Annotated in this window: 19 protein-coding genes and 1 tRNA gene; 8 read left to right on the top strand and 12 right to left on the bottom strand. The window is 35.9% G+C overall.

The features are described 5' to 3' along the window. Positions 1 to 8 precede the first annotated feature (8 nt). From rimP to J3U24_RS10810, 7 genes are all read right to left on the bottom strand, one after another. Complete coding sequence (rimP, locus tag J3U24_RS10840) at positions 9 to 470, bottom strand: ribosome maturation factor RimP (protein WP_065563377.1); 462 nt, start codon at positions 468 to 470, stop codon at positions 9 to 11. Positions 471 to 655: 185 nt separating this feature from the next. Continuing rightward, positions 656 to 732 (bottom strand) — tRNA-Met (locus J3U24_RS10835). A 218-nt stretch (positions 733 to 950) separates the two neighbouring features. Further along, positions 951 to 1,757, bottom strand: a complete 807-nt coding sequence (gene trpA / locus J3U24_RS10830) for a tryptophan synthase subunit alpha (protein ID WP_267337732.1) — start codon at positions 1,755 to 1,757, stop codon at positions 951 to 953. Further along, positions 1,754 to 2,947, bottom strand: coding sequence for a tryptophan synthase subunit beta (trpB, locus tag J3U24_RS10825; protein WP_065563375.1), 1,194 nt, complete (start codon positions 2,945 to 2,947; stop codon positions 1,754 to 1,756). The genes trpA and trpB overlap by 4 nt, the downstream gene beginning before the upstream one ends. 23 nt (positions 2,948 to 2,970) lie before the next feature. After that, positions 2,971 to 4,353 carry a bifunctional indole-3-glycerol-phosphate synthase TrpC/phosphoribosylanthranilate isomerase TrpF gene (gene trpCF / locus J3U24_RS10820; RefSeq protein WP_065563374.1) on the bottom strand — a complete coding sequence of 461 codons (1,383 nt, stop codon included), beginning with the start codon at positions 4,351 to 4,353 and terminating at the stop codon, positions 2,971 to 2,973. A gap of 15 nt (positions 4,354 to 4,368) precedes the next feature. Then, positions 4,369 to 6,000 carry a bifunctional anthranilate synthase glutamate amidotransferase component TrpG/anthranilate phosphoribosyltransferase TrpD gene (trpD, locus tag J3U24_RS10815; RefSeq protein ID WP_065563373.1) on the bottom strand — a complete coding sequence of 544 codons (1,632 nt, stop codon included), beginning with the start codon at positions 5,998 to 6,000 and terminating at the stop codon, positions 4,369 to 4,371. Beyond that, positions 6,000 to 7,562 (bottom strand): anthranilate synthase component 1, encoded by a 1,563-nt coding sequence (locus J3U24_RS10810; RefSeq protein WP_267337731.1) that lies wholly within the window; start codon positions 7,560 to 7,562, stop codon positions 6,000 to 6,002. The genes trpD and J3U24_RS10810 overlap by 1 nt, the downstream gene beginning before the upstream one ends. Before the next feature lie 566 nt (positions 7,563 to 8,128). Here J3U24_RS10810 and J3U24_RS10805 point away from each other — a divergent pair. Together J3U24_RS10805 and J3U24_RS10800 are read left to right on the top strand one after the other, a co-directional pair. After that, complete coding sequence (locus J3U24_RS10805) at positions 8,129 to 9,037, top strand: SPFH domain-containing protein (RefSeq protein WP_065563371.1); 909 nt, start codon at positions 8,129 to 8,131, stop codon at positions 9,035 to 9,037. A 73-nt stretch (positions 9,038 to 9,110) separates the two neighbouring features. Continuing rightward, positions 9,111 to 9,575 (top strand): NfeD family protein, encoded by a 465-nt coding sequence (locus J3U24_RS10800; RefSeq protein WP_267337730.1) that lies wholly within the window; start codon positions 9,111 to 9,113, stop codon positions 9,573 to 9,575. Between the two features lie 165 nt (positions 9,576 to 9,740). Here J3U24_RS10800 and bglX read toward each other — a convergent pair whose 3' ends face one another. The 3 genes from bglX to dapD form a co-directional block, all read right to left on the bottom strand. Continuing rightward, positions 9,741 to 12,014, bottom strand: coding sequence for a beta-glucosidase BglX (bglX, locus tag J3U24_RS10795; RefSeq protein WP_267337729.1), 2,274 nt, complete (start codon positions 12,012 to 12,014; stop codon positions 9,741 to 9,743). A gap of 254 nt (positions 12,015 to 12,268) precedes the next feature. Beyond that, entirely contained in the window at positions 12,269 to 12,760 is a 492-nt protein-coding gene (locus J3U24_RS10790) for a YajQ family cyclic di-GMP-binding protein (RefSeq protein WP_065563368.1), read from the bottom strand. 93 nt (positions 12,761 to 12,853) lie between these two features. Beyond that, positions 12,854 to 13,678 (bottom strand): 2,3,4,5-tetrahydropyridine-2,6-dicarboxylate N-succinyltransferase, encoded by an 825-nt coding sequence (gene dapD / locus J3U24_RS10785; RefSeq protein ID WP_065563367.1) that lies wholly within the window; start codon positions 13,676 to 13,678, stop codon positions 12,854 to 12,856. Between the two features lie 218 nt (positions 13,679 to 13,896). On the opposite strand from dapD, the gene J3U24_RS10780 reads away from it, so the two are divergent. From J3U24_RS10780 to J3U24_RS10765, 4 genes are read left to right on the top strand one after another with little or no spacing between them, the layout of a single operon-like run. After that, positions 13,897 to 14,373, top strand: a complete 477-nt coding sequence (locus tag J3U24_RS10780; protein ID WP_267337728.1) for a prepilin-type N-terminal cleavage/methylation domain-containing protein — start codon at positions 13,897 to 13,899, stop codon at positions 14,371 to 14,373. Further along, positions 14,367 to 14,930, top strand: a complete 564-nt coding sequence (locus J3U24_RS10775) for a prepilin peptidase-dependent protein (RefSeq protein ID WP_267337726.1) — start codon at positions 14,367 to 14,369, stop codon at positions 14,928 to 14,930. The genes J3U24_RS10780 and J3U24_RS10775 overlap by 7 nt, the downstream gene beginning before the upstream one ends. Next, complete coding sequence (locus J3U24_RS10770; RefSeq protein WP_324123774.1) at positions 14,914 to 15,354, top strand: DUF2509 family protein; 441 nt, start codon at positions 14,914 to 14,916, stop codon at positions 15,352 to 15,354. The genes J3U24_RS10775 and J3U24_RS10770 overlap by 17 nt, the downstream gene beginning before the upstream one ends. Beyond that, positions 15,347 to 15,685: a type IV pilus modification PilV family protein gene (locus J3U24_RS10765; protein WP_267337725.1), complete on the top strand. Its 339-nt coding sequence runs from the start codon at positions 15,347 to 15,349 to the stop codon at positions 15,683 to 15,685. Before J3U24_RS10770 ends, J3U24_RS10765 begins: the two co-directional genes overlap by 8 nt. Here the strand turns inward: J3U24_RS10765 and J3U24_RS10760 are convergent. After that, complete coding sequence (locus tag J3U24_RS10760) at positions 15,657 to 16,544, bottom strand: LysR family transcriptional regulator (protein WP_267337724.1); 888 nt, start codon at positions 16,542 to 16,544, stop codon at positions 15,657 to 15,659. The two genes, J3U24_RS10765 and J3U24_RS10760, sit on opposite strands and share 29 nt — an antisense overlap. Positions 16,545 to 16,747: 203 nt before the next feature. Here J3U24_RS10760 and J3U24_RS10755 point away from each other — a divergent pair, with 203 nt between their 5' ends. Continuing rightward, on the top strand, positions 16,748 to 17,449 hold the full coding sequence (locus tag J3U24_RS10755; RefSeq protein WP_267337723.1) for an HAD family hydrolase: 702 nt from the start codon (positions 16,748 to 16,750) through the stop codon (positions 17,447 to 17,449). Here the strand turns inward: J3U24_RS10755 and J3U24_RS10750 are convergent. Further along, positions 17,446 to 18,183 carry an alpha/beta fold hydrolase gene (locus tag J3U24_RS10750; RefSeq protein ID WP_220225758.1) on the bottom strand — a complete coding sequence of 246 codons (738 nt, stop codon included), beginning with the start codon at positions 18,181 to 18,183 and terminating at the stop codon, positions 17,446 to 17,448. The genes J3U24_RS10755 and J3U24_RS10750 overlap by 4 nt on opposite strands. Positions 18,184 to 18,306: 123 nt before the next feature. Here J3U24_RS10750 and J3U24_RS10745 point away from each other — a divergent pair, with 123 nt between their 5' ends. Continuing rightward, a complete protein-coding gene (locus J3U24_RS10745) occupies positions 18,307 to 20,250 on the top strand; it encodes an exoribonuclease II (RefSeq protein WP_267337722.1) in 1,944 nt (647 codons plus the stop codon). The last annotated feature ends 8 nt before the right edge of the window (positions 20,251 to 20,258 follow it).

Here is a 20,258-nt window from a genome sequence, read left to right as displayed (position 1 = left end):
CCCGTACTCTATTTAAGGTTAAAATTAGGTACAATATTCGCCTTTTGTATATTACTAAAAGCAAACACTTCATCATTTTCATCCACGATTAATGTAATCATTTCATTATCAATGGATTTAATCTTTCCTTTCCACTTGCGGCGATTGGCAACAGGAATACGCAAACTTATTGTGACTTCTTCACCAATAAAACGTTGGTAATGTTCAAGCGTAAACAAAGGTCGATCCATACCTGGTGAGGATACCTCGAGATTGTAAGCATCTTTAATAGGGTCTTCTACATCAAGTACCGCACTAATTTGTCGACTAACATCAGCACAATCATCAACGGTAATACCATTTTCACTATCAATATATACGCGCAAAACTGGGTAACGACCACGAATGTATTCAACCCCAACTAGCTCAAAGCCAAGTGCATTAACAGGCTCTTGGATGATTTCGGTCAATTGCTGTTCTAAATTAGCCAAACAAACCTCCACTGCAGAAAATAAAAAAGGGCATAAAGCCCAACATTCCTTTTAAACTAACGTTTAAATCATATAAAAAAACCCCGACAAGCGAGGCTACATATAAAACATAATATAATGAAGCCACTTGATTCGAACTTTCAGACAATAAAAATAGGATAGATTAATATGAATGAAAATTTAAGTGGTTGCGGGGGCTGGATTTGAACCAACGACCTTCGGGTTATGAGCCCGACGAGCTACCAAGCTGCTCCACCCCGCGATAGATGGCTGAAGATTATACTGTATTTTGTAAAAATTGCAACCCAAAATCATATCAGAATTCACAAAAAGCCTAAAGTTATTGAAACTAAGGGGCTATGATTTTTAAATGGTGAACAATTATGATTAATCTATAGTTGGGTTTTATATATGTATAATTATTCGTTTTTCAAGTGAATTAATCCGCCTAATATTCAGCGGATTAATCATTGGTTAATGTTACTTTTGCGTTGCTGCTTTCATGGTTTTAACAAAAGTTGATAATTCACTCAGCATTTTGTCTGGATTATTAAGATTGTTTTCAATGATTTTAACCGTTGCCGATCCAGCAATAGCTCCCGCTGCACCCGATTTAATTGCTTCACTAACTTGAGCGGGTTCTGAAATACCAAAACCTTGAATTGCTGGTGGTGCTTTAAATTCAGTTAGTTTTTCAAGTAAATGTGTGAGTGGTTTATTAGCACGGTTTTCTGTACCGGTTACTCCTGCTCGTGATACTAAGTAAGTATAACCTTTGCCTCGTTTAGCAATATTTTCAATCACTTCATCGTCCGCATTAGGTGGACAGATAAATATTGGTGCGATGCCATGTTTTTCAGCAGCACCCGTAAACTCTTCGGCATACTCTACAGGTAAATCAGCAATTAATACTGAATCCACCCCTGCTTTAGCACACTTCGCATAGAAGTTATCAATACCATTTTTAAATACTAAATTGGCATAGATTAATAATCCAACTGGAATATCAGGATTGTTTTCGCGGATTTTGGTTAAGATTTCGAAGCATTTTGCAACGGTTATGCCACCATTAAAAGCACGAATATTAGCATTTTGTATAGTTGGACCATCTGCCATTGGGTCAGAAAAAGGAATGCCTAGTTCTAACGCATCAGCCCCTGCATCAATCATTGTTTGAATAATTTGATAGGAAAGCTGTGGATTAGGGTCACCAACTGGAACAAAAGGAACAAATGCACCTCGTTTTTCGACTGTTAAGCGGTCAAACAGTTTTTGATAACGGCTCATTCTATTTCTCCTTTTGCTTTTAATACATCGTAAACCGTAAAAATATCTTTATCGCCACGACCTGATAAATTGACAATTAATAGTTGCTCTTTGTTTGGATTTTCTTTAATCATCTTAAGTGCATAGGCTAAGGCATGAGATGACTCTAAAGCCGGAATAATTCCTTCATTGCGTGATAAGGCCTGAAACGCTTCAAGCGCTTCATCATCAGTGATAGAGACATAATCTGCCCGACCAATACTATCTAAATAAGCGTGTTGCGGTCCAACAGCTGGAAAATCAAGGCCGGCAGAAATCGAATAAGACTCTTCAATTTGGCCTTCTTCGGTTTGCATCATTGGGGCTTTCATACCGAAGTAAATACCGAGTTTACCATGTTTAAGTGATGCACCATGTTCGCCACTTTCGATGCCATGGCCTCCTGGTTCAACCCCAATTAATTTTACTGACTTATCATCAATAAAATTAGCAAACATCCCAATTGCGTTTGAACCGCCACCAACACAAGCGATGACAGCATCAGGTAATCGACCCTCTTTTTCCAAAATTTGTTGTTTCGCTTCACGGCTAATTATTTGTTGGAATTCACGCACTATGGTTGGGAATGGGTGCGGTCCAGCAGCGGTACCTAACATATAGTGAGCGGTTTCGTAACTACCAGACCAATCTCGCAATGCTTCATTACAAGCATCTTTTAAGGTTGCAGAGCCGGTTTCAACCGGAATAACTGTTGCCCCCATGAGTCGCATTCTAAATACGTTCGGAGCTTGGCGTTTAACATCTTTAGCCCCCATATATATTCGGCATTTTAAACCCAATAATGCACACGCCAATGCTGAAGCAACGCCATGCTGACCTGCGCCAGTTTCGGCAATAATTTCAGTTTTACCCATTCTTTTAGCGAGTAATGCTTGGCCTAATACTTGATTAGTTTTATGCGCACCACCGTGAACTAAATCTTCACGTTTTAGATATAGTTTTGTTTTGGTCCCTGCGGTAAGATTTTTACACAGTGTTAATGCTGTCGGACGACCAGCGTAGTTAACCAAAAGATCGTTAAATTCTTTTTGAAAACTTGGATCGTGTATCGCCGATATAAAAGCATCCTCAAGTTGTTCAAGCACAGGCATCAATATTTGTGGCACATATTGACCACCAAATTTGCCAAAATAAGGATTTAATTTAGACATAACCATTCCTTTAATGTAATCAGTTAAATTTGTTCAAATACTAATTTGATTTTTTGTTTATCTTTAATTCCTGGTGAAACTTCAACGCCCGAATTAAGGTCAACACCAATAACATCGGTAGTGAGCGCCTCACTCACATTTTGCGGATTAATACCACCAGCCAAAATGACATTACTTAAATCTTTGTCACGTAAAAGTGACCAATCAAAACTTTTACCTGTTCCACCGGCACCATTATCAAATATGTAACGTGATACTAGTGGGTTATCATGATTTGGGATATTATCGCTAATACTTAACGCTTTCCAGATCTGACAGGTTGAGGGTAATTTTTGGCGAAGTGTTTTGATATAGTTATCATCCTCATGACCATGCAATTGCACTGCATAAAGTGATAGTTGTTTAGCTATTTCGCATACTTCATCTATATCACTATCTTTAAAAACACCTACCCAATTCAAGGGTGCCGATGCGATAACACTACGCGCTTTAGTCGGTGTTATATATCTTGGTGATTTAGGCACAAAAATTAATCCACCATAAACCGCACCAGCTTGGTAGACGGTTATTGCATCCTGTGGTTGGGTTAAGCCACAAACTTTATTTTCACCTAGCATTACTTTACGGATAGCTAAGGTTAAGTTTGGCTCAGACATAAGTGCACTACCAATTAAAAAACCGTTAGCATAATGGCTAAGATCTTTAACTTGATTGTGCGTATAAATACCTGATTCACTAATAATGATTCGATCATCAGGGATTGTTTTTGATAAAGTTTTTACCCGATTGAGATCAACCGACAGATCGCGTAAATTACGGTTATTAATACCAATAACTTTAGCGCCAAGTTTGATAGCTCGTTCAACTTCTTGTTCGGTACTCGCTTCCGTCAGTACCCCCATATTAAGTTGGTGAGCAACTTGGCTTAAGTGGCGATATTCATCATCATTGACTACCGATAACATTAACAAGATGGCATCAGCCTGATAATAACGTGCTAAGTAAATTTGATATTCATCGATAATAAAGTCTTTGCAAAGTACGGGTTGGGTGACTTCATTACGTACTATTGGTAAAAACTCAAAACGACCTTGAAAGTATTTTTCGTCAGTTAAAACTGAGATTGCCGAAGCATAATCTTTGTAAACTTTGGCTATACTTGCTGGGTCAAAATCATCTCGAATTAATCCCTTGGATGGCGATGCTTTTTTACATTCTAAAATAAATACCGTTTTCGGTTGATTTAACGCTTGGTAAAAATCACGATCACTAGGTACAACTTTATTTTTAAAATTAGCCAGTGGATTTTTAATTTGTTGCTCGGCAAGCCATAGCTGTTTATCTTCAATGATCTTTTTTAAAACCGTTGCCATTTCAACATTTTCAGTTAATGCTGCAATTGCCATCTTATTCTCCACTCATTATCTTGCTGCTAACTTTTGTAATAGCTCATAAGCTTTACCGCTACGCATTAATTCTATTGCACGCTTAGCATTTTGTTTTAAGTCTGGTTCACCAAATAGGCTAATTAACATCGCCACATTTGCAGCAATAGCTGCTTCATGCGCTGGTTTACCATGTCCTTGTAAAATCGCTAACAATAAATCACGATTCATTTCTGGTGTTCCACCTTCAATATCTTTCAAAGTATATTGCTGTAGACCAAAATCTTCTGGTGTCAAAGTAAAATAGCGAATTTCGCCATTTTTTACTTCGGCAACTTGAGTTTCGCCATGAATAGCGACTTCATCCATCCCTGAGCCATGTACCACATAAGCATGGGTATAGTTTAACATTTTTAATGTTTCTGCAATCGGTTTTATCAAATCAGGATGATAAACACCAAGTAAAATACGTTTTGGTCGTGATGGATTAATCAACGGCCCAAGAACATTAAAAATCGTTCGTGTTTTAAGTTGCTGACGTACTGGTGCAGCATGGCGAAATCCTGAGTGATATTGCTGAGCAAACAAGAAACACACACCTAATTCATCAAGCGCTTTTCGAGATGCTTCCGCTGACATGTTTAGTTTAATACCTAAAGCGGATAAAACATCTGATGATCCTGATTTGCTCGACACACCACGGTTACCATGCTTAGCAACTTTATACCCTAATGCCGCAGTAACAAAAGCACTGGCTGTGGAGATATTGATGCTGTTAGTTCCATCTCCACCAGTCCCAACGATGTCGGTAAAATCATAATCAGGCACTTCAAATGGATCAGCATTTTCAAGTAAGGCCTGAGCTGCTCCGGCAATTTCATCAGGTTTTTCACCCCGAACTTTCATACTAATGATAGCAGTTGCTAGTACCGTTGGTTCTATTTTACCTTGAATAATTAAATTAAACAGTATTTTACTCTCTTCTTGAGACAATACTTGCCCTAAGTACAATTTATTTAAAATCGGTTGAATATTGTATTCTTGCTTATCAACAATCGCTTCTTGTTTTGCTTCTGGCTGTTTTTGTGGTGGATTCAGTGCCCATTCAATGGTTTGTTCTAATAATTTTACCCCTTGAATCGTTAAAATTGATTCAGGATGAAATTGAAAACCGCAAACCCGATCTTGGTCATTACGTACTGCCATAACGATGTTATTACACATGGCATTGACGGTTAATGTTTTCGGTATGTTTTCACCTTTTAATGAGTGATAGCGCGCAACCGGTAATGGATTGGGTAAGTCTTTAAACATCGCTTGCCCATCATGTTCAATTAATGAAGCTTTTCCATGTAAAATATCGCCCGCAGGGACAATCATACCACCATAAGATTCAACAATCGCTTGATGTCCAAGACAGATACCAATGATCGGTAATTTACCTTTTAAACGTTTAAGTAATTCAGGCATTGAACCTGCTTCACTCGGTGCTCCAGGTCCTGGTGATAACATTAGGATAGGATTTTGCATTTGTGATAATTTTTCGATGATCACATCAGCTGGAATTGTGTTGCGATAAATTGTCACGTTATGTTGATTGTGACGTAACTGATCGACTAAGTTATAAGTAAACGAATCAACGTTATCAAGAAATAAGATATTAGCCATTAGAATACACCTTCTACATTATGTGCTGCCATAATCGCGCGAACAACAGCACGTGCTTTGTTACGTGATTCATCCGATTCTGCTTGTGGTTCTGAATCTAAAACCACGCCACATCCAGCTTGTACGGTTGCAACACCATCTTCCACATAAGCACTGCGAATAACGATACAAGTATCAAGATCACCATTGGCAGTAAAATACCCAACTGCCCCACCATAACTACCCCGTTTTATTTTTTCCGATTCGGCAATTAACTGCATTGCCCTAACTTTTGGCGCTCCAGTTAATGTTCCCATGTTCATGGTAGCTTGATAAGCATGTAGAGCATCAAGATCTTGACGTAGTTGACCAACAATTCTTGAAACTAAATGCATAACGTAAGAATAACGATCAACTTTTAATAACTCTTTGGTATATCGCGTCCCTGGCTGGCAAATTCGAGCTAAATCATTTCGTGCTAAATCGACCAACATTAAATGTTCAGCTAACTCTTTTTTATCGGTGCGCATTTCCAACTCTAATCGACTATCCAAATCGTAATCAATCTCGCCATTAGTGTTTAAACCACGTGGGCGAGTACCAGCAATTGGATAAATTTCAACTTGATTATTGGCTTTATTATATTTGAGTGCACTTTCAGGTGAGGCACCAAATAAAACAAAATCCTCGTCTTGCATATAAAACATATAAGGGCTTGGATTATTATTTTTTAAGACTTGATATGCAGATAATGGTTGAGGACAAGGTAATGAAAAACGTCTAGATGGAACAGCTTGGAAGATTTCACCTTGTTGAATCGCATCTTGCATTTTCTTAACAATGGTATTGAAATCATCATCACTCTTATTACACGCGACATCCATTTCAGCCAACGATTGCCTTTTAATTGTGCTCATTGGTTGATTGAGTTTATTTTGCAATTCATCTAATCGTTGATTTAAGCGTGTAACTTCATCAGGACAAGAAGTAAAGGCCGTTGCTTTTAATAATGAAACGCGATCTTTGTGATTAATTTCCAATAAAGTTTCAGCTAAATAAAAACGAAAATCTTGGCAACGTTGTTCAGTTGGTAATATTGGTAAATGTTCAAAATTTGTCACTAAATCATACGCAAATAATCCACCGACAAAAACGGCATCTGAACTCGCTTTTTCGGGAATATTAACGATATTTAATAATGTTCTTAATGCATCAAAAATCGATAATGACTTCAAGCGAGAATCTTCATCTTGCAAACCATCAATAGGTGGAAACACTAACTTAAGATTATGTTCATCTATTTTTGTTTTAGTGACGTTATCAGGAAATGCTTGCTCTAACAAAGGTAATAATTTTTGCCCGTTGCTGGTTAAAGCTTGAAAAGTCACTTCGTTGTTTAGGGCCGAAATAGTTAAAGCGCTATCAACGATCATTACGCTTTTAATCCCCTGTTTATTATCAATTTCGGCAGATTCAAGCAACAATGTTGCCGGTTTATTATCACAAAGTTGATAAAATACCTGAGTCGGATCCTGATAATAACCAATGGTTTTGATTATTTGTGTTAATGTAGGCTTATTCATTGTTGACTCTCTTTATATAAAATTATTTTTTATCTTTTTTTTAAACTAAAAAACCCGCATTTAGCGGGTCTTGCGAAAAAAGGACATCATCACATCACCCGCAGAAAGTGATGCGCCACCAACTCAAAACAGTAGTTTTTTTATAGTGAGTTATAGGATTTTGATGATTTATCATTATTATATCTGCTTAAAAAAGATGTTGTACTATTAAACTAGTTCATTAGTGTGTTGTCAAGCGAATATTTTATATTCAATAAATAAAATTAGCCTTTATAAAAAATAGGTTTATTTAGACTCATTTTTTAAATTAATGACATTGATGATTGAACGATTTTAACCTATATGATTTCAGACCAGCGAATAAAGCAGTGCTCAATAACTTAATGATGAAATTAAAATCGAGGAGCAAGATTGATCTTTTCAAGATAATTTTCTACGTTGCCGTATTTAACAAATGATCTATTAGGTTGTTTTGATTTCAAATGGTTAAAAACTAATAGTTTGTCAAATATCCTAATACCAATTAGAATAATCAATACATTAATAAAATTTAGAGATTTTGATATATGCCAATATTTTATATTCTTATTGCGATAATAGTTTTATTAGCTATCGTAACCGTTTTTAAAGCTATTACCATTGTTCCACAAGGATACCAATATACCATCGAGCGTTTTGGTAAATACACTCATACGCTTGAGCCTGGCTTAAACATCATTATCCCATTTATGGATGGTGTGGGTCGCAAAATTAATATGATGGAACAAGTTCTTGATATCCCATCTCAAGAAGTTATTTCTAAAGATAATGCGAATGTACAAATTGATGCGGTTTGCTTTATTCAAGTACAAGAAGCTGCAAGAGCTGCTTACCAAGTTAATCAACTTGAGCGTGCGGTTATTAATCTGATGATGACAAACATTCGTACCGTACTTGGTAGTATGGAACTTGATGAAATGTTATCACAACGTGATCACATCAACTCAAAACTTCTTAGCATTGTTGATGATGCAACTAGCCCTTGGGGAATTAAAATTACCCGTATCGAAATTCGTGACGTTCGCCCACCAGCAGAACTTATTGCAGCCATGAACGCGCAAATGAAAGCTGAACGTAACAAACGTGCTGAGATCCTTGAAGCAGAAGGTATCCGCCAAGCGGCTATTTTACGCTCTGAAGGTGAAAAACAGTCAGAAATATTAAAAGCAGAAGGTGAAAAACAAGCTGCATTTTTACAAGCAGAAGCGCGTGAACGTGCTGCCGAAGCCGAAGCAAAAGCTACACAAATGGTTTCAGAAGCGATTGCTGCTGGTAACATTAATGCGATCAACTACTTCGTTGCTCAAAAATATACTGAAGCTTTACAACAAATCGGTGCTTCAGATAACAGTAAAGTAGTGATGATGCCACTAGATGCTTCTAGCTTAATGGGTAGCATTGGCGGTATTGCAGAATTAATTAAAAACTCTAAATAATTTGCTTTAGTGAAACAATTCTTCCTAATCTAATTAGGAAGATATTATATTTCAATAAATTAGGTAACAATCAATGACTGATTTTTTAACGGTTATTTATGATTATCCTCACTGGGTATTTATTGCTTTAGGTGGTATTTTACTGATCCTTGAGCTATTGGGAACTTCCGGATATGGGCTTTGGAGTGGGATTGCAGCCATTGTTGTTGGTTTAATAGCTTGGGTAGTCCCTTTATCTTGGCCGATTCTATGGATTTTATTTGCTATTTTTACTTTGGTATCGGCTTATCTTTGGTGGGTGTGGTTAAAAAAACATGGTAAAGATAAATCTGGTAAAAGTGAAATCAATCAACCCCAACAAGAATTAATCGGAATCAAAACCATCGTTACCGAAGCTATAATTAATGGTTCGGGTCGGGTAAAAATAAAAGATGGCACATGGTCAGCAAAATGTAACCAAGATCTAGAAGTTGGACAACCTGTTGAAGTGATTGCTGTTGATGCATTAGTTCTGAAAGTAAAAGCACTCAATAGATAATTGTAATAATAAATGGATTAAATACGAGTCATTGACTCGTATTTTTTTACCTTAAAAACGTAAACGATATCAGTAAATAATCTTATATATTAGTCTTAAAGGTTGAAAGATTGAAAGATTGAATAAAAGAACTAAACCGTCGATTAAAACCGACGGTTTTTGTGTTTATTTATCAAGTAAAGTGAATGTTTGCTTTTGTTTGGTTGTCGAATCTGAGCCTACAAACACATTAAATTTACCTGGTTCTGCAACATATTGCATTTTGTCATTCCAGAATTTTAACATGTCATATTTGATAACAAATTTTACTTGGCCTTTTTCGTGAGGTTTAAGTGCTATTTTCTCAAATCCAACTAACTCTTTGACAGGACGGCTAACTGAAGCAGTCACATCTTGCAAGTATAATTGGACAACTTGCGTCCCCTCTCTATCACCAGTATTTTCTACATTGGCTATCACTTCGATTTCACCATTTGGCGACATTTCAGTTTTTGATAGTGAAAAATCAATCGTAAAATTGGTATAACTCAAACCATAACCAAATGGAAATAACGGTTCGTTTGGACTATCAAAATAAGAAGTGGTGTATTTACCCATATTGACCGTACCATGAGGTCGACCAGTATTTAATTGACCATAATAAACAGGAATTTGACCAACATTATCTGGGAAAGACATCGGTAATTTACCTGATGGGTTATAATCACCAAAGAGAACATCAGCTACAGCATTACCACCTTCAGTACCTAAAAACCAAGTTTCAAGCATCGCATCGGCTTGTTCATATTCTTCTTTCACGGTAAGTGGGCGCCCATTCATCAATGCAATAATTAGTGGTTTACCTGTTGCTTTTAATGCTGTAATTAAACGTTTTTGGCTTGCTTGCAAATTGAGGTCAGTTCGACTTGATGATTCATGCGCCATCCCTTCGGCTTCGCCAACAAATAAAACAACAGCATCTGATCTTTTAGCTTGAGCAACCGCTTCGGCAATCATTTTATCAGCAGGTCTTTTATCAAATTTAGTGATCTCTTCATATAAATTTAAGAATTTATAAAGATTTGGATCATCTGAAATATTGGCACCCCATGCATAGCTAACTAATTTTGGATTAACCACAGCATTCTTAATCCCTTCCAAAGGGGTTACGGCTAAATTAGCTCGTCCAGCACCAGACCAACTACCCAAAATATCGCGTTTTGAATCTGCTAACGGTCCAATCACCGCAATTTTTTTATTTTTGCTCAACGGTAAAACATTGTTTTCATTTTTTAACAATACAATACTACGACGCGCAACATCCCTTGCTTCTGCACGATGTAAACGATCGTTGGCGAACATGGTTTCAATATCAAAATTAGGATCTAAATTTCGATGAGGGTTTTTAAATAATCCCATATCATATTTCAGTTCTAATACATGACGACACGCTTGGTTAATCTGCTCTTGAGAGATTGCACCTTCATTAACTAGTTCTGGTATAAACTGTAAAAAATACTCATCATTCATACTGATATCAATACCAGCTAGGATCGCAATTCTAACTGCATCTTTAGCGTCTTTTGCCACACCGTGATTAATTAATTCACGAATAGCACCATGATCACTAACCACTACACCATCAAAATGCCATTGATCACGCAGTACCTCGGTTAATAACCAATGATTAGAGGTAGCAGGAATACCGTTTACACTAACAAGTGCAACCATAACCGCTCGGCTGCCTGCATCTACAGCCGCTTTATATGGTACAAGATATTCTTGGAACATTTTTCGTTCACTCATATCCGTACTATTATATTCACGACCAGCTTCAACCGCACCATATAGCGCAAAATGCTTAACGGTTGTCACTAATGATTTTTTATCCTCAAGAGACTGTTTTTGCATTTTTTCGACAAAAATACGTCCTGCTTCCGACGCTAAATAAGGATCTTCACCAAATCCTTCTGACACTCGGCCCCACCTTGGATCTCGCGTAATATCAACCATTGGCGCCCAAGTTACATTAAGCCCATCAGAAGTTGCTTCATCGGACGATACTTCAGCAACTTTACCTATCGCATCACGATCCCAAGTTGCAGCAATCCCTAAATTAATAGGAAATACCGTACGATGACCATGAATAATGTCAAAACCAAAATAAACAGGGATTTTATTCGGCGATTTTAATGCTCTTTCTTGCATTTGTGATAGATCGGGCTCAACTACAGTATTAAAAATACCACCAATTTCACCCGCTTCAATTTGGTCAAGGACTTTGTCTAGTGTAAGATCGCCACCCACACTGATTAATCGCAGTTGCCCTACTTTCTCTTTAATCGTCATCTTTGACATCAAGTCATCAATAAATGCTTTCTTTTCTTCATTATTGGGATTTTGAGCAAATAAAGGAGATGAAAAAATAAAAAAAACGAGAAATAATACGAATTTTTTCATAATAATAAGTATTTTTAAATTTAAGAGGATAGACAAGCGGATAGCATAACGTATTTAACTAAAAAAATCTCGTTATTTAGAAATAGCATCCCTAAAAATAAAGATAAAAGCATTTATTCTTAAAAATTTAAGCTTCAAAAAGTGCGTTCCTCAACTTTTTTTAAGATTTATTAAGGAAATAGATAAAAAAATATTGCCGAAAAATGCTTTAAAAGGGAATCATCAAGTCGGCAATAATCATGAATGAAGATCTATTAATCGCGGAAATTAGTAAATTGGAAAGGTTGCCCTAATTCACCATTTTTGACTAGTGCCATGGTTGCTTGTAAATCATCACGAGATTTACCTGTAACGCGAACCTGCTCACCTTGTACTTGAGCTTGCACTTTAAGTTTACTGTCTTTAATCAGCTTAACTATTTTTTTAGCTAACTCTTTATCGATACCTTGTTTTAGTTTGACCGTAATACTATAAAATTTTCCGCTATGTTCCAGCTCTTCCGGAATTTCTAGCGCTCCGCCATCAATACCACGTTTAGCCAACTTATCACGTAAAATATCCAAAAGCTGTTGAACTTGGAAATCGGATTGGCTAGTTGCTTTGATGGTTTCATTTTTTTCATTGAGCTCAAAAGATGCTTCGACATTTTTGAAGTCCCAACGAGTAGTCAGTTCACGAGTCGCATTGTCGACACCGTTTTTAACTTCTGGCATTTGAATTTCTGACACAATATCAAAAGAAGGCATAAATTTTCCTCTTCTAATCGTTATAAATATTACTTATTTTAAACAACTCTTTTAATTGCCGCCACAATATTTACGGCGGCATTATTATTAAGATTAATCGATAGTACGAAGTAATTCGTTGATACCAACTTTACCTAAAGTTTTAGCATCGACTTTTTTCACAATAACTGCACAATAAAGGCTATATTTGCCATCTTTAGTTGGTAAGTTACCTGATACCACAACCGAACCAGCTGGAACACGTCCGTAATGAACTTCACCAGTTGCTCGATCATAAATTTTAGTACTTTGACCAATAAATACGCCCATTGAGATCACACTGCCTTCTTCAACAATCACACCTTCAACGATTTCACTACGAGCACCAATGAAACAGTTATCTTCGATAATAGTTGGGTTTGCTTGTAATGGTTCTAACACACCACCAATACCAACACCACCAGATAAGTGAACATTTTTACCAATTTGTGCACATGAACCAACTGTTACCCAAGTATCAACCATCGTGCCTTCATCAACATAAGCACCGATATTTACGTAAGATGGCATTAATACGGTATTACGAGCAACATAAGCACCTTTACGCGCAATTGCTGATGGAACGACACGGAAGCCTTCTTGTTGGAAGCGAGCTTCATCATAATCAGCAAATTTTAATGGCACTTTGTCATAATAATTTGTTGCGCCACCATCAATAAGTTGATTTTCATTAATACGGAAAGAGAGCAATACCGCTTTTTTTAACCATTGATGAGTCACCCAATCGCCATTAATCTTTTCCGCGACACGCATTTTACCGCTGTCTAATAGAGCGATACATTGATTAATTGCATCACGTGTTACAGTATCAACATTCGAAGGCGTAATTTCAGCACGACGTTCAAATGCTGCCTCAATAATAGTTTGTAATTGTTGCATTTCTCGTTTCCTTTAACTTTAAGTCCGTTAGCAAATTTAATTGGGCAAACAGTATAATATAATATGCAGTTATTTTTAAGTGGTTTATCGTATCATTGAGATTTCTCAAAAAGGATAAATTATTTGGAATACCTTTCACAAAATCTGAACAATATTTAATACAGTTGTTTTCTTTGAATATAAAGTTGAATCCTCATTAAATCTTGTAGCAAAAAATAATGCAAAACGATGGATTTTCTTTAGTAGAACTTTTATTTGTTATCTGTATTGGTGCTATTTTGGCTTCAATAGGCGTGCAACATTGGAAGGAATTACAGCTCCGTAACGAACTTACTACTACCACAAAACAGCTAGCCTATTTTTTGGAGGAAGTCCAAGCCAAAGCTTATAACGCTAACGAAAATGTCCACATCTATTATTTTTTGACGCCTTGGTGCTTAAGCATCAGCAAAGGCGAAAAACCAGCGACGTGCCAAGAAGGCTCTAGCTATTTTATTAAACCTAACAATTCTGTTGAATTAAATGATTTAGCCGATAAAAAAACCATCTCTTTTTGGGGGCGAAAAAATATGGCTCAAACCGGTACATTCGAATTGCATAATGCCATTGGCACCACACAAATTATTATTTCATATCGAGGGCGGATTCGGTTTTGTAAGAAAAATAGTTATTTACCAGGGCTGCCGCGATGTTAAAGCAAGATGGTTTTTCGTTATTTGAAATGATGTTAAGCATCACCTTTTCTAGCTTAATCTTCATTGGCATTACAGCTTTTTATAGTAAATTACAATCGATTATACTTCAGCAAAATCTTAATACTCATCTACAAAGGAATATTCATCAAGGTATTGTTAGTATTTCCAAAGATTTGAAACGTGCTGGGTTTATCGCCAATAAACCAGAAAAGATGAGTCAGCAACCAATTGAAATCAATCTAGCAAAAAATTGCTATATCTTCCGTTACGATAGCGAGATCCGCAATGATTGGGTTCATAATACGACTATTCCAACCAAATCAGATATCTTTGCGTATCGGCTTTATAATAATAATTTGGAATATAAGGTTGGAACAATCAATTGCGAAGGTGTCAATTGGGAGAAAATTTTCGATCCTCACGACATTAAAATCACTCAATTTTCAATCAAAAAACAAAATAATCATTTTGAGATAGATATTAGTGCTCAATTGAAGAAAAACAAAAAAATTAAATATCAAACAACAACCATTATTAAAAATGAAAATCCCTTTTAATCGTTCAGTAACTCAATATGATGGCTTTAGCACGCTTTTGATGGTGATCATATTAACCATTGTTGGACTTCTTTTGCTAACGGGGTTTCAAATTACCATTGATTCGATAAAAAGGAGCTATTTGATTGAAACCCAATATTATCGTCAGTTTAATCAAGCTAGTTCCAGTTTAAATTGGGCAACCAAACAAATTTGGCAACCGCCAACTGAAGAGTGGCAATGCTTATGTGATACTCAATATCAATTAAAAGCATGTATAAAAAAATCGCGATTAAAAGTGGATAACTACACCCTAGTACGTGGACAGGCTAATGATGATTATTACCTTTATATGTTAACGCATTTTGAAGATAACCAACTTATTATTGAAAAAGGTCATTGGTTAGATTATTGCCCTGAAAAGAAGATGATTGATTGTGAATAGTAAAAATATAAGTAATAAAAAAACAGCTGGCTTTAGTTTAATTGAAGTTATGTTGTCATGTTTAATGTTTGCCATCATCATGCTGGGTTTTATTCGTTATTTAACCTCAATTATTCATCAACACCACTATTTTCATCAACATTTCAAAGCACAGCAAATGGCGTTTGCTTTACTTGATAGTTACCCTCATACGGTAGATAAAATCATACCAAAAGAGTGGCAATATCAAGTTTACAGCCAACCTTATAGTGCACCTTGTAAAATGGTTTTTATTGATATTACCCCACCGAATCATAAGACGATTAAACAACAACGTTTGTTATGTGATTAATGTTCATTTCTAAAAATGAATCACGCTGTTTATTTTCAATTTTTTCATTCCATGCAACCGCAATATCCCATCCTGTTTGAGCTAATTCAAGCGTAACAAGTTTTACACCTTTAGGTAAAAAATGACAAACACTAGCAGGCACAAAAGCAATGCCATTTTTGGCAGCAATTAAAGCCAAAAGAGAGGGAAGATCATTCGTCGCCCCACCCTGTTTTGGTATAGCGTTTATAGCCTCAAGTAATAATTTTGTTTGCTCGGTCAAACAAGGCGCCAAGCAGGGGTTTATATGTAATAAGGGATGCGTTTCTAGTACATCTTTAAGATTGTTCCTACTGACTTTTAGATTATTTGGAACTGCTAGCACGATATACTCTTTAAATAACATAATTGAACTCAATGACTCTGGCACAGGCATACGGACAAAACCAATATCTAATTCCCCCTGCATTAGCAGAGTAATTTGCTCGTTTGAAGGAAGTTGTTTTGCTGAAACATGGCATTGCGGATTTCTTTCAGAAAAAGTTCGAATCCATTTAGGAACATGTTGAAAACAAGATATGCCAAAACCGATTGAAAGAACTCCATTCATGTTTTTTTTAATATTATTAGCAAAAAGTAAAAATTTCTTATTCTGTTGTAATAGCTTTTTTACTTCAGGATATAGCGCCTTCCCGACTTCAGTTAATTTTGCGCCATTTCGACCACGAATAAACAGTCTTCGATCAATTGCTCGTTCAAATGCTTGAATTTGTTTAGTTAACGCGGGTTGTGTTATAAATAATTGCTCAGAAGCGACACGGTAATTCCCTACCTCTACAAGTGCGACGAAAGCTCGTAGCAACTTCATTTCAATGTCCATATCCATTCCTAATTGTTATCAAATCAGTCATTTTTTTCATTATACATAATTACTTTTACTATTTATATTAATTTCAATAAGTACAATTAGTTATGAATAAAATTAAGATATTTATTGTTAAATGGACGCTCTTCTATAAGTCCAAAGATTCAATGTAAATAGTTAAATTCTCGGCTAAGGTTAACGTACGGGGTAAAAAACTTATGAGTAAGGCAATAAAAAAAATTTCTGCGGTTTTATTTGATATGGATGGGGTTCTAATTGATTCAAATACCGTTATTGAAAAAGCATGGATTGAGGCTGGCAAGTTATATGGAATAACCGTCAAGGATGACGATATTGTTAAACATATTCATGGCCAACCCGGGCCACATACGATTAAAGCACTGTTTGGGCATCTATCAACTGAAGCGCAAAAAAGTGTTCAAGACTATATCATGCACGCTGAAAATACTGCTGATTATGATCCAATACCAGGTGTTGCACAATTAATACATGCCTTAGCGAAAGCCAAAATTAGGGTGGGGATTGTAACCAGTGGTTGGCGCGAAAAAATAGATCGAATAATGGCAATGCTGAATATTCAGGAATGTATTTCTGTGATAGTGGAACGAAACGATGTGGCTCGTGGAAAACCCTACCCCGATCCTTATCTTCTTGGCGCTAAACGCCTTATGCTACCACCCGCTGAAACGTTAGTATTTGAAGACTCAATAAGTGGCGTGACTTCAGCAGTTGAAGCTGGCGCCTATTGTGTTGGAATAGGCGATGCTGAGCTTATCAAACACGGAGCACAAACTGCGATCCCAGACTTTTCAAAAGTTAACGTGATAAATGATAGCATTATTGTGTTGGATGACGACCATAAGCTCATTTTAAACAATGCATCAACCACAATCGATTAGATGAAGCTTTTTGTATGTAAAAGTTGTAAAACTTGCTGAGTTTTTTCTGCATGAACATTATGACCAGCACCTTCTACTATTTCAATTTGAGCATTTGGAAATTGGCTAAATATTGCTGGATAATCCTTATCAGTAATATAGTTTGAATTTCCACCTCGGATGAATAATGTCGGTACGTTACAAGGTGAAATTGTGTGCCAATCGCATATATTGTCATATTGATCAATAATGACTTGAGCATTAAACAACCAATGCTGATGTTTAAAAGATTTAAGTAAAAATGAAATTGTCGGGGCACTTAAATCATGCATAAGTTCAATAATCTGCTTTTTATCAGTTAATTGTTGATTAATACATTTTTCTAAAGCGTTAAGAACAGGTGCGTTTGCCGTTTGAGTATATTTAACTGGCGCAATATCAATGACACAGATTTTAGAAACAGGAATAAGTTGGCTTAATTGCATGGCAACTTTTCCTCCCATTGAATGGCCGATTAATATAATATTTTGTAACTGCAAATCATGACATAACTCAGCAACATCTTCAGCCATCACTTCATAATTCATGACATTTGACCATGGTGATTGACCATGATTGCGCAAATCAACCTGAATAGTTTGGTAATGACTAGACAGATCTTTAGCTAACATATTTAAATTATCTAAGCTTCCAAATAAACCATGCATCAATAAAATTGGTTGATTATCACCCTGTATTTTATAGTTTAATTTCATTATGCCACTCTACAATTTATTGTAATTAAGACTGTTTCGTCATCACTAATAAACAATTCAATAACCCCAAAAGCATAACTATGATAGAATTTAGTTCAAATTTTTCAATTAATATTAAAAACTATGTTTCAAAATAACCCTTTACTAGCCCAACTAAAAAAAGAATTATATGAACAAAAACCTCGTGTTGAAGGTATCGTCCGAGCGCATGAAAAAGGTTTTGGCTTTCTAAATGTTGACAACAAAACTGACTACTTTATTGCTGTTTCGAAAATGAAAATGGTTTGTCATGGTGATAAAGTTTCTGGCACTATTTCCACCATTAACGATAAAACATCATTTGAACCTGAAGTATTAATTGAAAGTAGTTTACAAAAATTTATTGGCAAAATTGGTTTTTTAGATAATGCGATGGTCATTTATCCCGAAAATATACCTGTCAATTTTGCCATTCGCTGTAAAGTTAATCCTGAAGTAAAGCAAAAATTAAAAGAAGGTGATTGGGTTGTTGCCACCTTACAATCTCATCCATTAGAAAAAAATAAAAATCATTTTCTTGCTGAAATAACAAAATTTATTGCCAGTGCTGATTCAATTTATCAACTATGGCTTAAAACTTTAGCTCGTTATAATTTAGAAGACAAAGCTCCACAAGCTGAATCTTTAACAATTTCAGAGACTGAAAAAGAAAATCGTCAAGATTTAACGGATATTCAATTTTTTACAATTGACAGTGAAAATACCGAAGATATGGACGATGCGATTACCATTTCACAAGATGATATGGGTAATTATAACCTGATGATCGCCATCGCTGATCCAACCGCATATATTGAGCAAGATAGTGAAATCGACAATATCGCAAAAAACCGAAACTTTACCACCTATCTGCCCGACTTTAATATTCCAATGTTACCAAAACAGTTAGCGGACGATCTTTGTTCATTAAAAGCTAATCAAAAACGTCCAGCTATGGTTTGTAAAATTAAAATTGATAAAAATGGCGAATTTACGAATGATGATATCAGTTTTTTACCCGCATGGATTGAATCGAAAGCTAAGCTTTCTTACCACAATGTGTCTGAATTTTTAGAGAATCGTGGTGATTTAAATATCGATGACGCGGCAATAAAAAACCAACTAAAATTATTATCAGAATTGGCAAAAACACGGATAAATTGGCGCCAACAAAATGCGTTAGTTTTCAAAGTGAACAATGATTATCGATTTATCCTTGATAATAATCGTCAAGTAAAAACAATCATTAAAGAATCACGTGGCATCGGCAATAATATTGTTGAAGAAGTGATGATTATCGCTAATTTAGCGCTCACCATGTATTTGAAAGAAAACGTAGGTACTGGCGTATTTAACACTCATTCAGGCTTTGATACCAAATACATTGAACAAATATTAAAAATATTAGCAGACAATGGCATTACAGATTTTGATAAAGAATCACTTACTTCATTTGAAGGCTATGTTAAATTCCGCCGATTAAGTGATGATAATGACTTCTTATCAACACGATTAAGAAAGTTCCAAACACCTGCTGAATTCTCTATAAAACCAGAACCTCACTTTGGTTTAGGATTTGATGCTTATGCAACATGGACTTCACCAATTCGAAAATATGGTGATATGATAAACCATCGTATACTTAAAGCCTCGCTTAAAGCAGAAGCCTTAACAGCTCCATCCAACGAACAATTAGAGAGCATGGCTGATAGACGTAAAAAAATACGTTTAGCTGAGCGTGATATTGCCGAAAACCTTTATTGTCAATATTTATCTAATAAAATAGGACAAGAGTTCGCAGCGGAAATATTAGATATCAACCGTGGCGGTGCAAGAGTTCGTTTAAATGATATTGGCGCATTAGCATTTTTACCACTGTCAATGATTCATGCCGTGCGCGATGAAATATCAACTAGTCCGGATGAAGGGCTAATTAAAATTAAAGGCGAAACTGCATACAAAATTGCTGATTTGATCACTGTTAAAATTCATGAAATTAAAATGGAAAATCTATCGGTTATTGTAAAACTCAATGAATCTAACTCTTAAATTTCCTA

The organism is Gilliamella sp. B2785 (assembly GCF_026537005.1).
GTDB lineage: Bacteria > Pseudomonadota > Gammaproteobacteria > Enterobacterales > Orbaceae > Gilliamella > Gilliamella apicola_E.
Note: the sequence above shows the minus strand (reverse complement) of the source record. Positions and strands in the feature narration are given on the sequence as shown.

Bases quoted from the DNA above. Each gene is read 5' to 3' on its own strand.
- trpA (WP_267337732.1), bottom strand. From the start codon at position 1,757: ATGAGCCGTTATCAAAAACTGTTTGACCGCTTAACAGTCGAAAAACGA.
- trpB (WP_065563375.1), bottom strand. From the start codon at position 2,947: ATGTCTAAATTAAATCCTTATTTTGGCAAATTTGGTGGTCAATATGTG.
- trpCF (WP_065563374.1), bottom strand. From the start codon at position 4,353: ATGGCAATTGCAGCATTAACTGAAAATGTTGAAATGGCAACGGTTTTA.
- trpD (WP_065563373.1), bottom strand. From the start codon at position 6,000: ATGGCTAATATCTTATTTCTTGATAACGTTGATTCGTTTACTTATAAC.
- J3U24_RS10810 (WP_267337731.1), bottom strand. From the start codon at position 7,562: ATGAATAAGCCTACATTAACACAAATAATCAAAACCATTGGTTATTAT.
- J3U24_RS10805 (WP_065563371.1), top strand. From the start codon at position 8,129: ATGCCAATATTTTATATTCTTATTGCGATAATAGTTTTATTAGCTATC.
- J3U24_RS10800 (WP_267337730.1), top strand. From the start codon at position 9,111: ATGACTGATTTTTTAACGGTTATTTATGATTATCCTCACTGGGTATTT.
- bglX (WP_267337729.1), bottom strand. From the start codon at position 12,014: ATGAAAAAATTCGTATTATTTCTCGTTTTTTTTATTTTTTCATCTCCT.
- J3U24_RS10790 (WP_065563368.1), bottom strand. From the start codon at position 12,760: ATGCCTTCTTTTGATATTGTGTCAGAAATTCAAATGCCAGAAGTTAAA.
- dapD (WP_065563367.1), bottom strand. From the start codon at position 13,678: ATGCAACAATTACAAACTATTATTGAGGCAGCATTTGAACGTCGTGCT.
- J3U24_RS10780 (WP_267337728.1), top strand. From the start codon at position 13,897: ATGCAAAACGATGGATTTTCTTTAGTAGAACTTTTATTTGTTATCTGT.
- J3U24_RS10775 (WP_267337726.1), top strand. From the start codon at position 14,367: ATGTTAAAGCAAGATGGTTTTTCGTTATTTGAAATGATGTTAAGCATC.
- J3U24_RS10770 (WP_324123774.1), top strand. From the start codon at position 14,914: ATGAAAATCCCTTTTAATCGTTCAGTAACTCAATATGATGGCTTTAGC.
- J3U24_RS10760 (WP_267337724.1), bottom strand. From the start codon at position 16,544: ATGGACATTGAAATGAAGTTGCTACGAGCTTTCGTCGCACTTGTAGAG.
- J3U24_RS10755 (WP_267337723.1), top strand. From the start codon at position 16,748: ATGAGTAAGGCAATAAAAAAAATTTCTGCGGTTTTATTTGATATGGAT.
- J3U24_RS10750 (WP_220225758.1), bottom strand. From the start codon at position 18,183: ATGAAATTAAACTATAAAATACAGGGTGATAATCAACCAATTTTATTG.
- J3U24_RS10745 (WP_267337722.1), top strand. From the start codon at position 18,307: ATGTTTCAAAATAACCCTTTACTAGCCCAACTAAAAAAAGAATTATAT.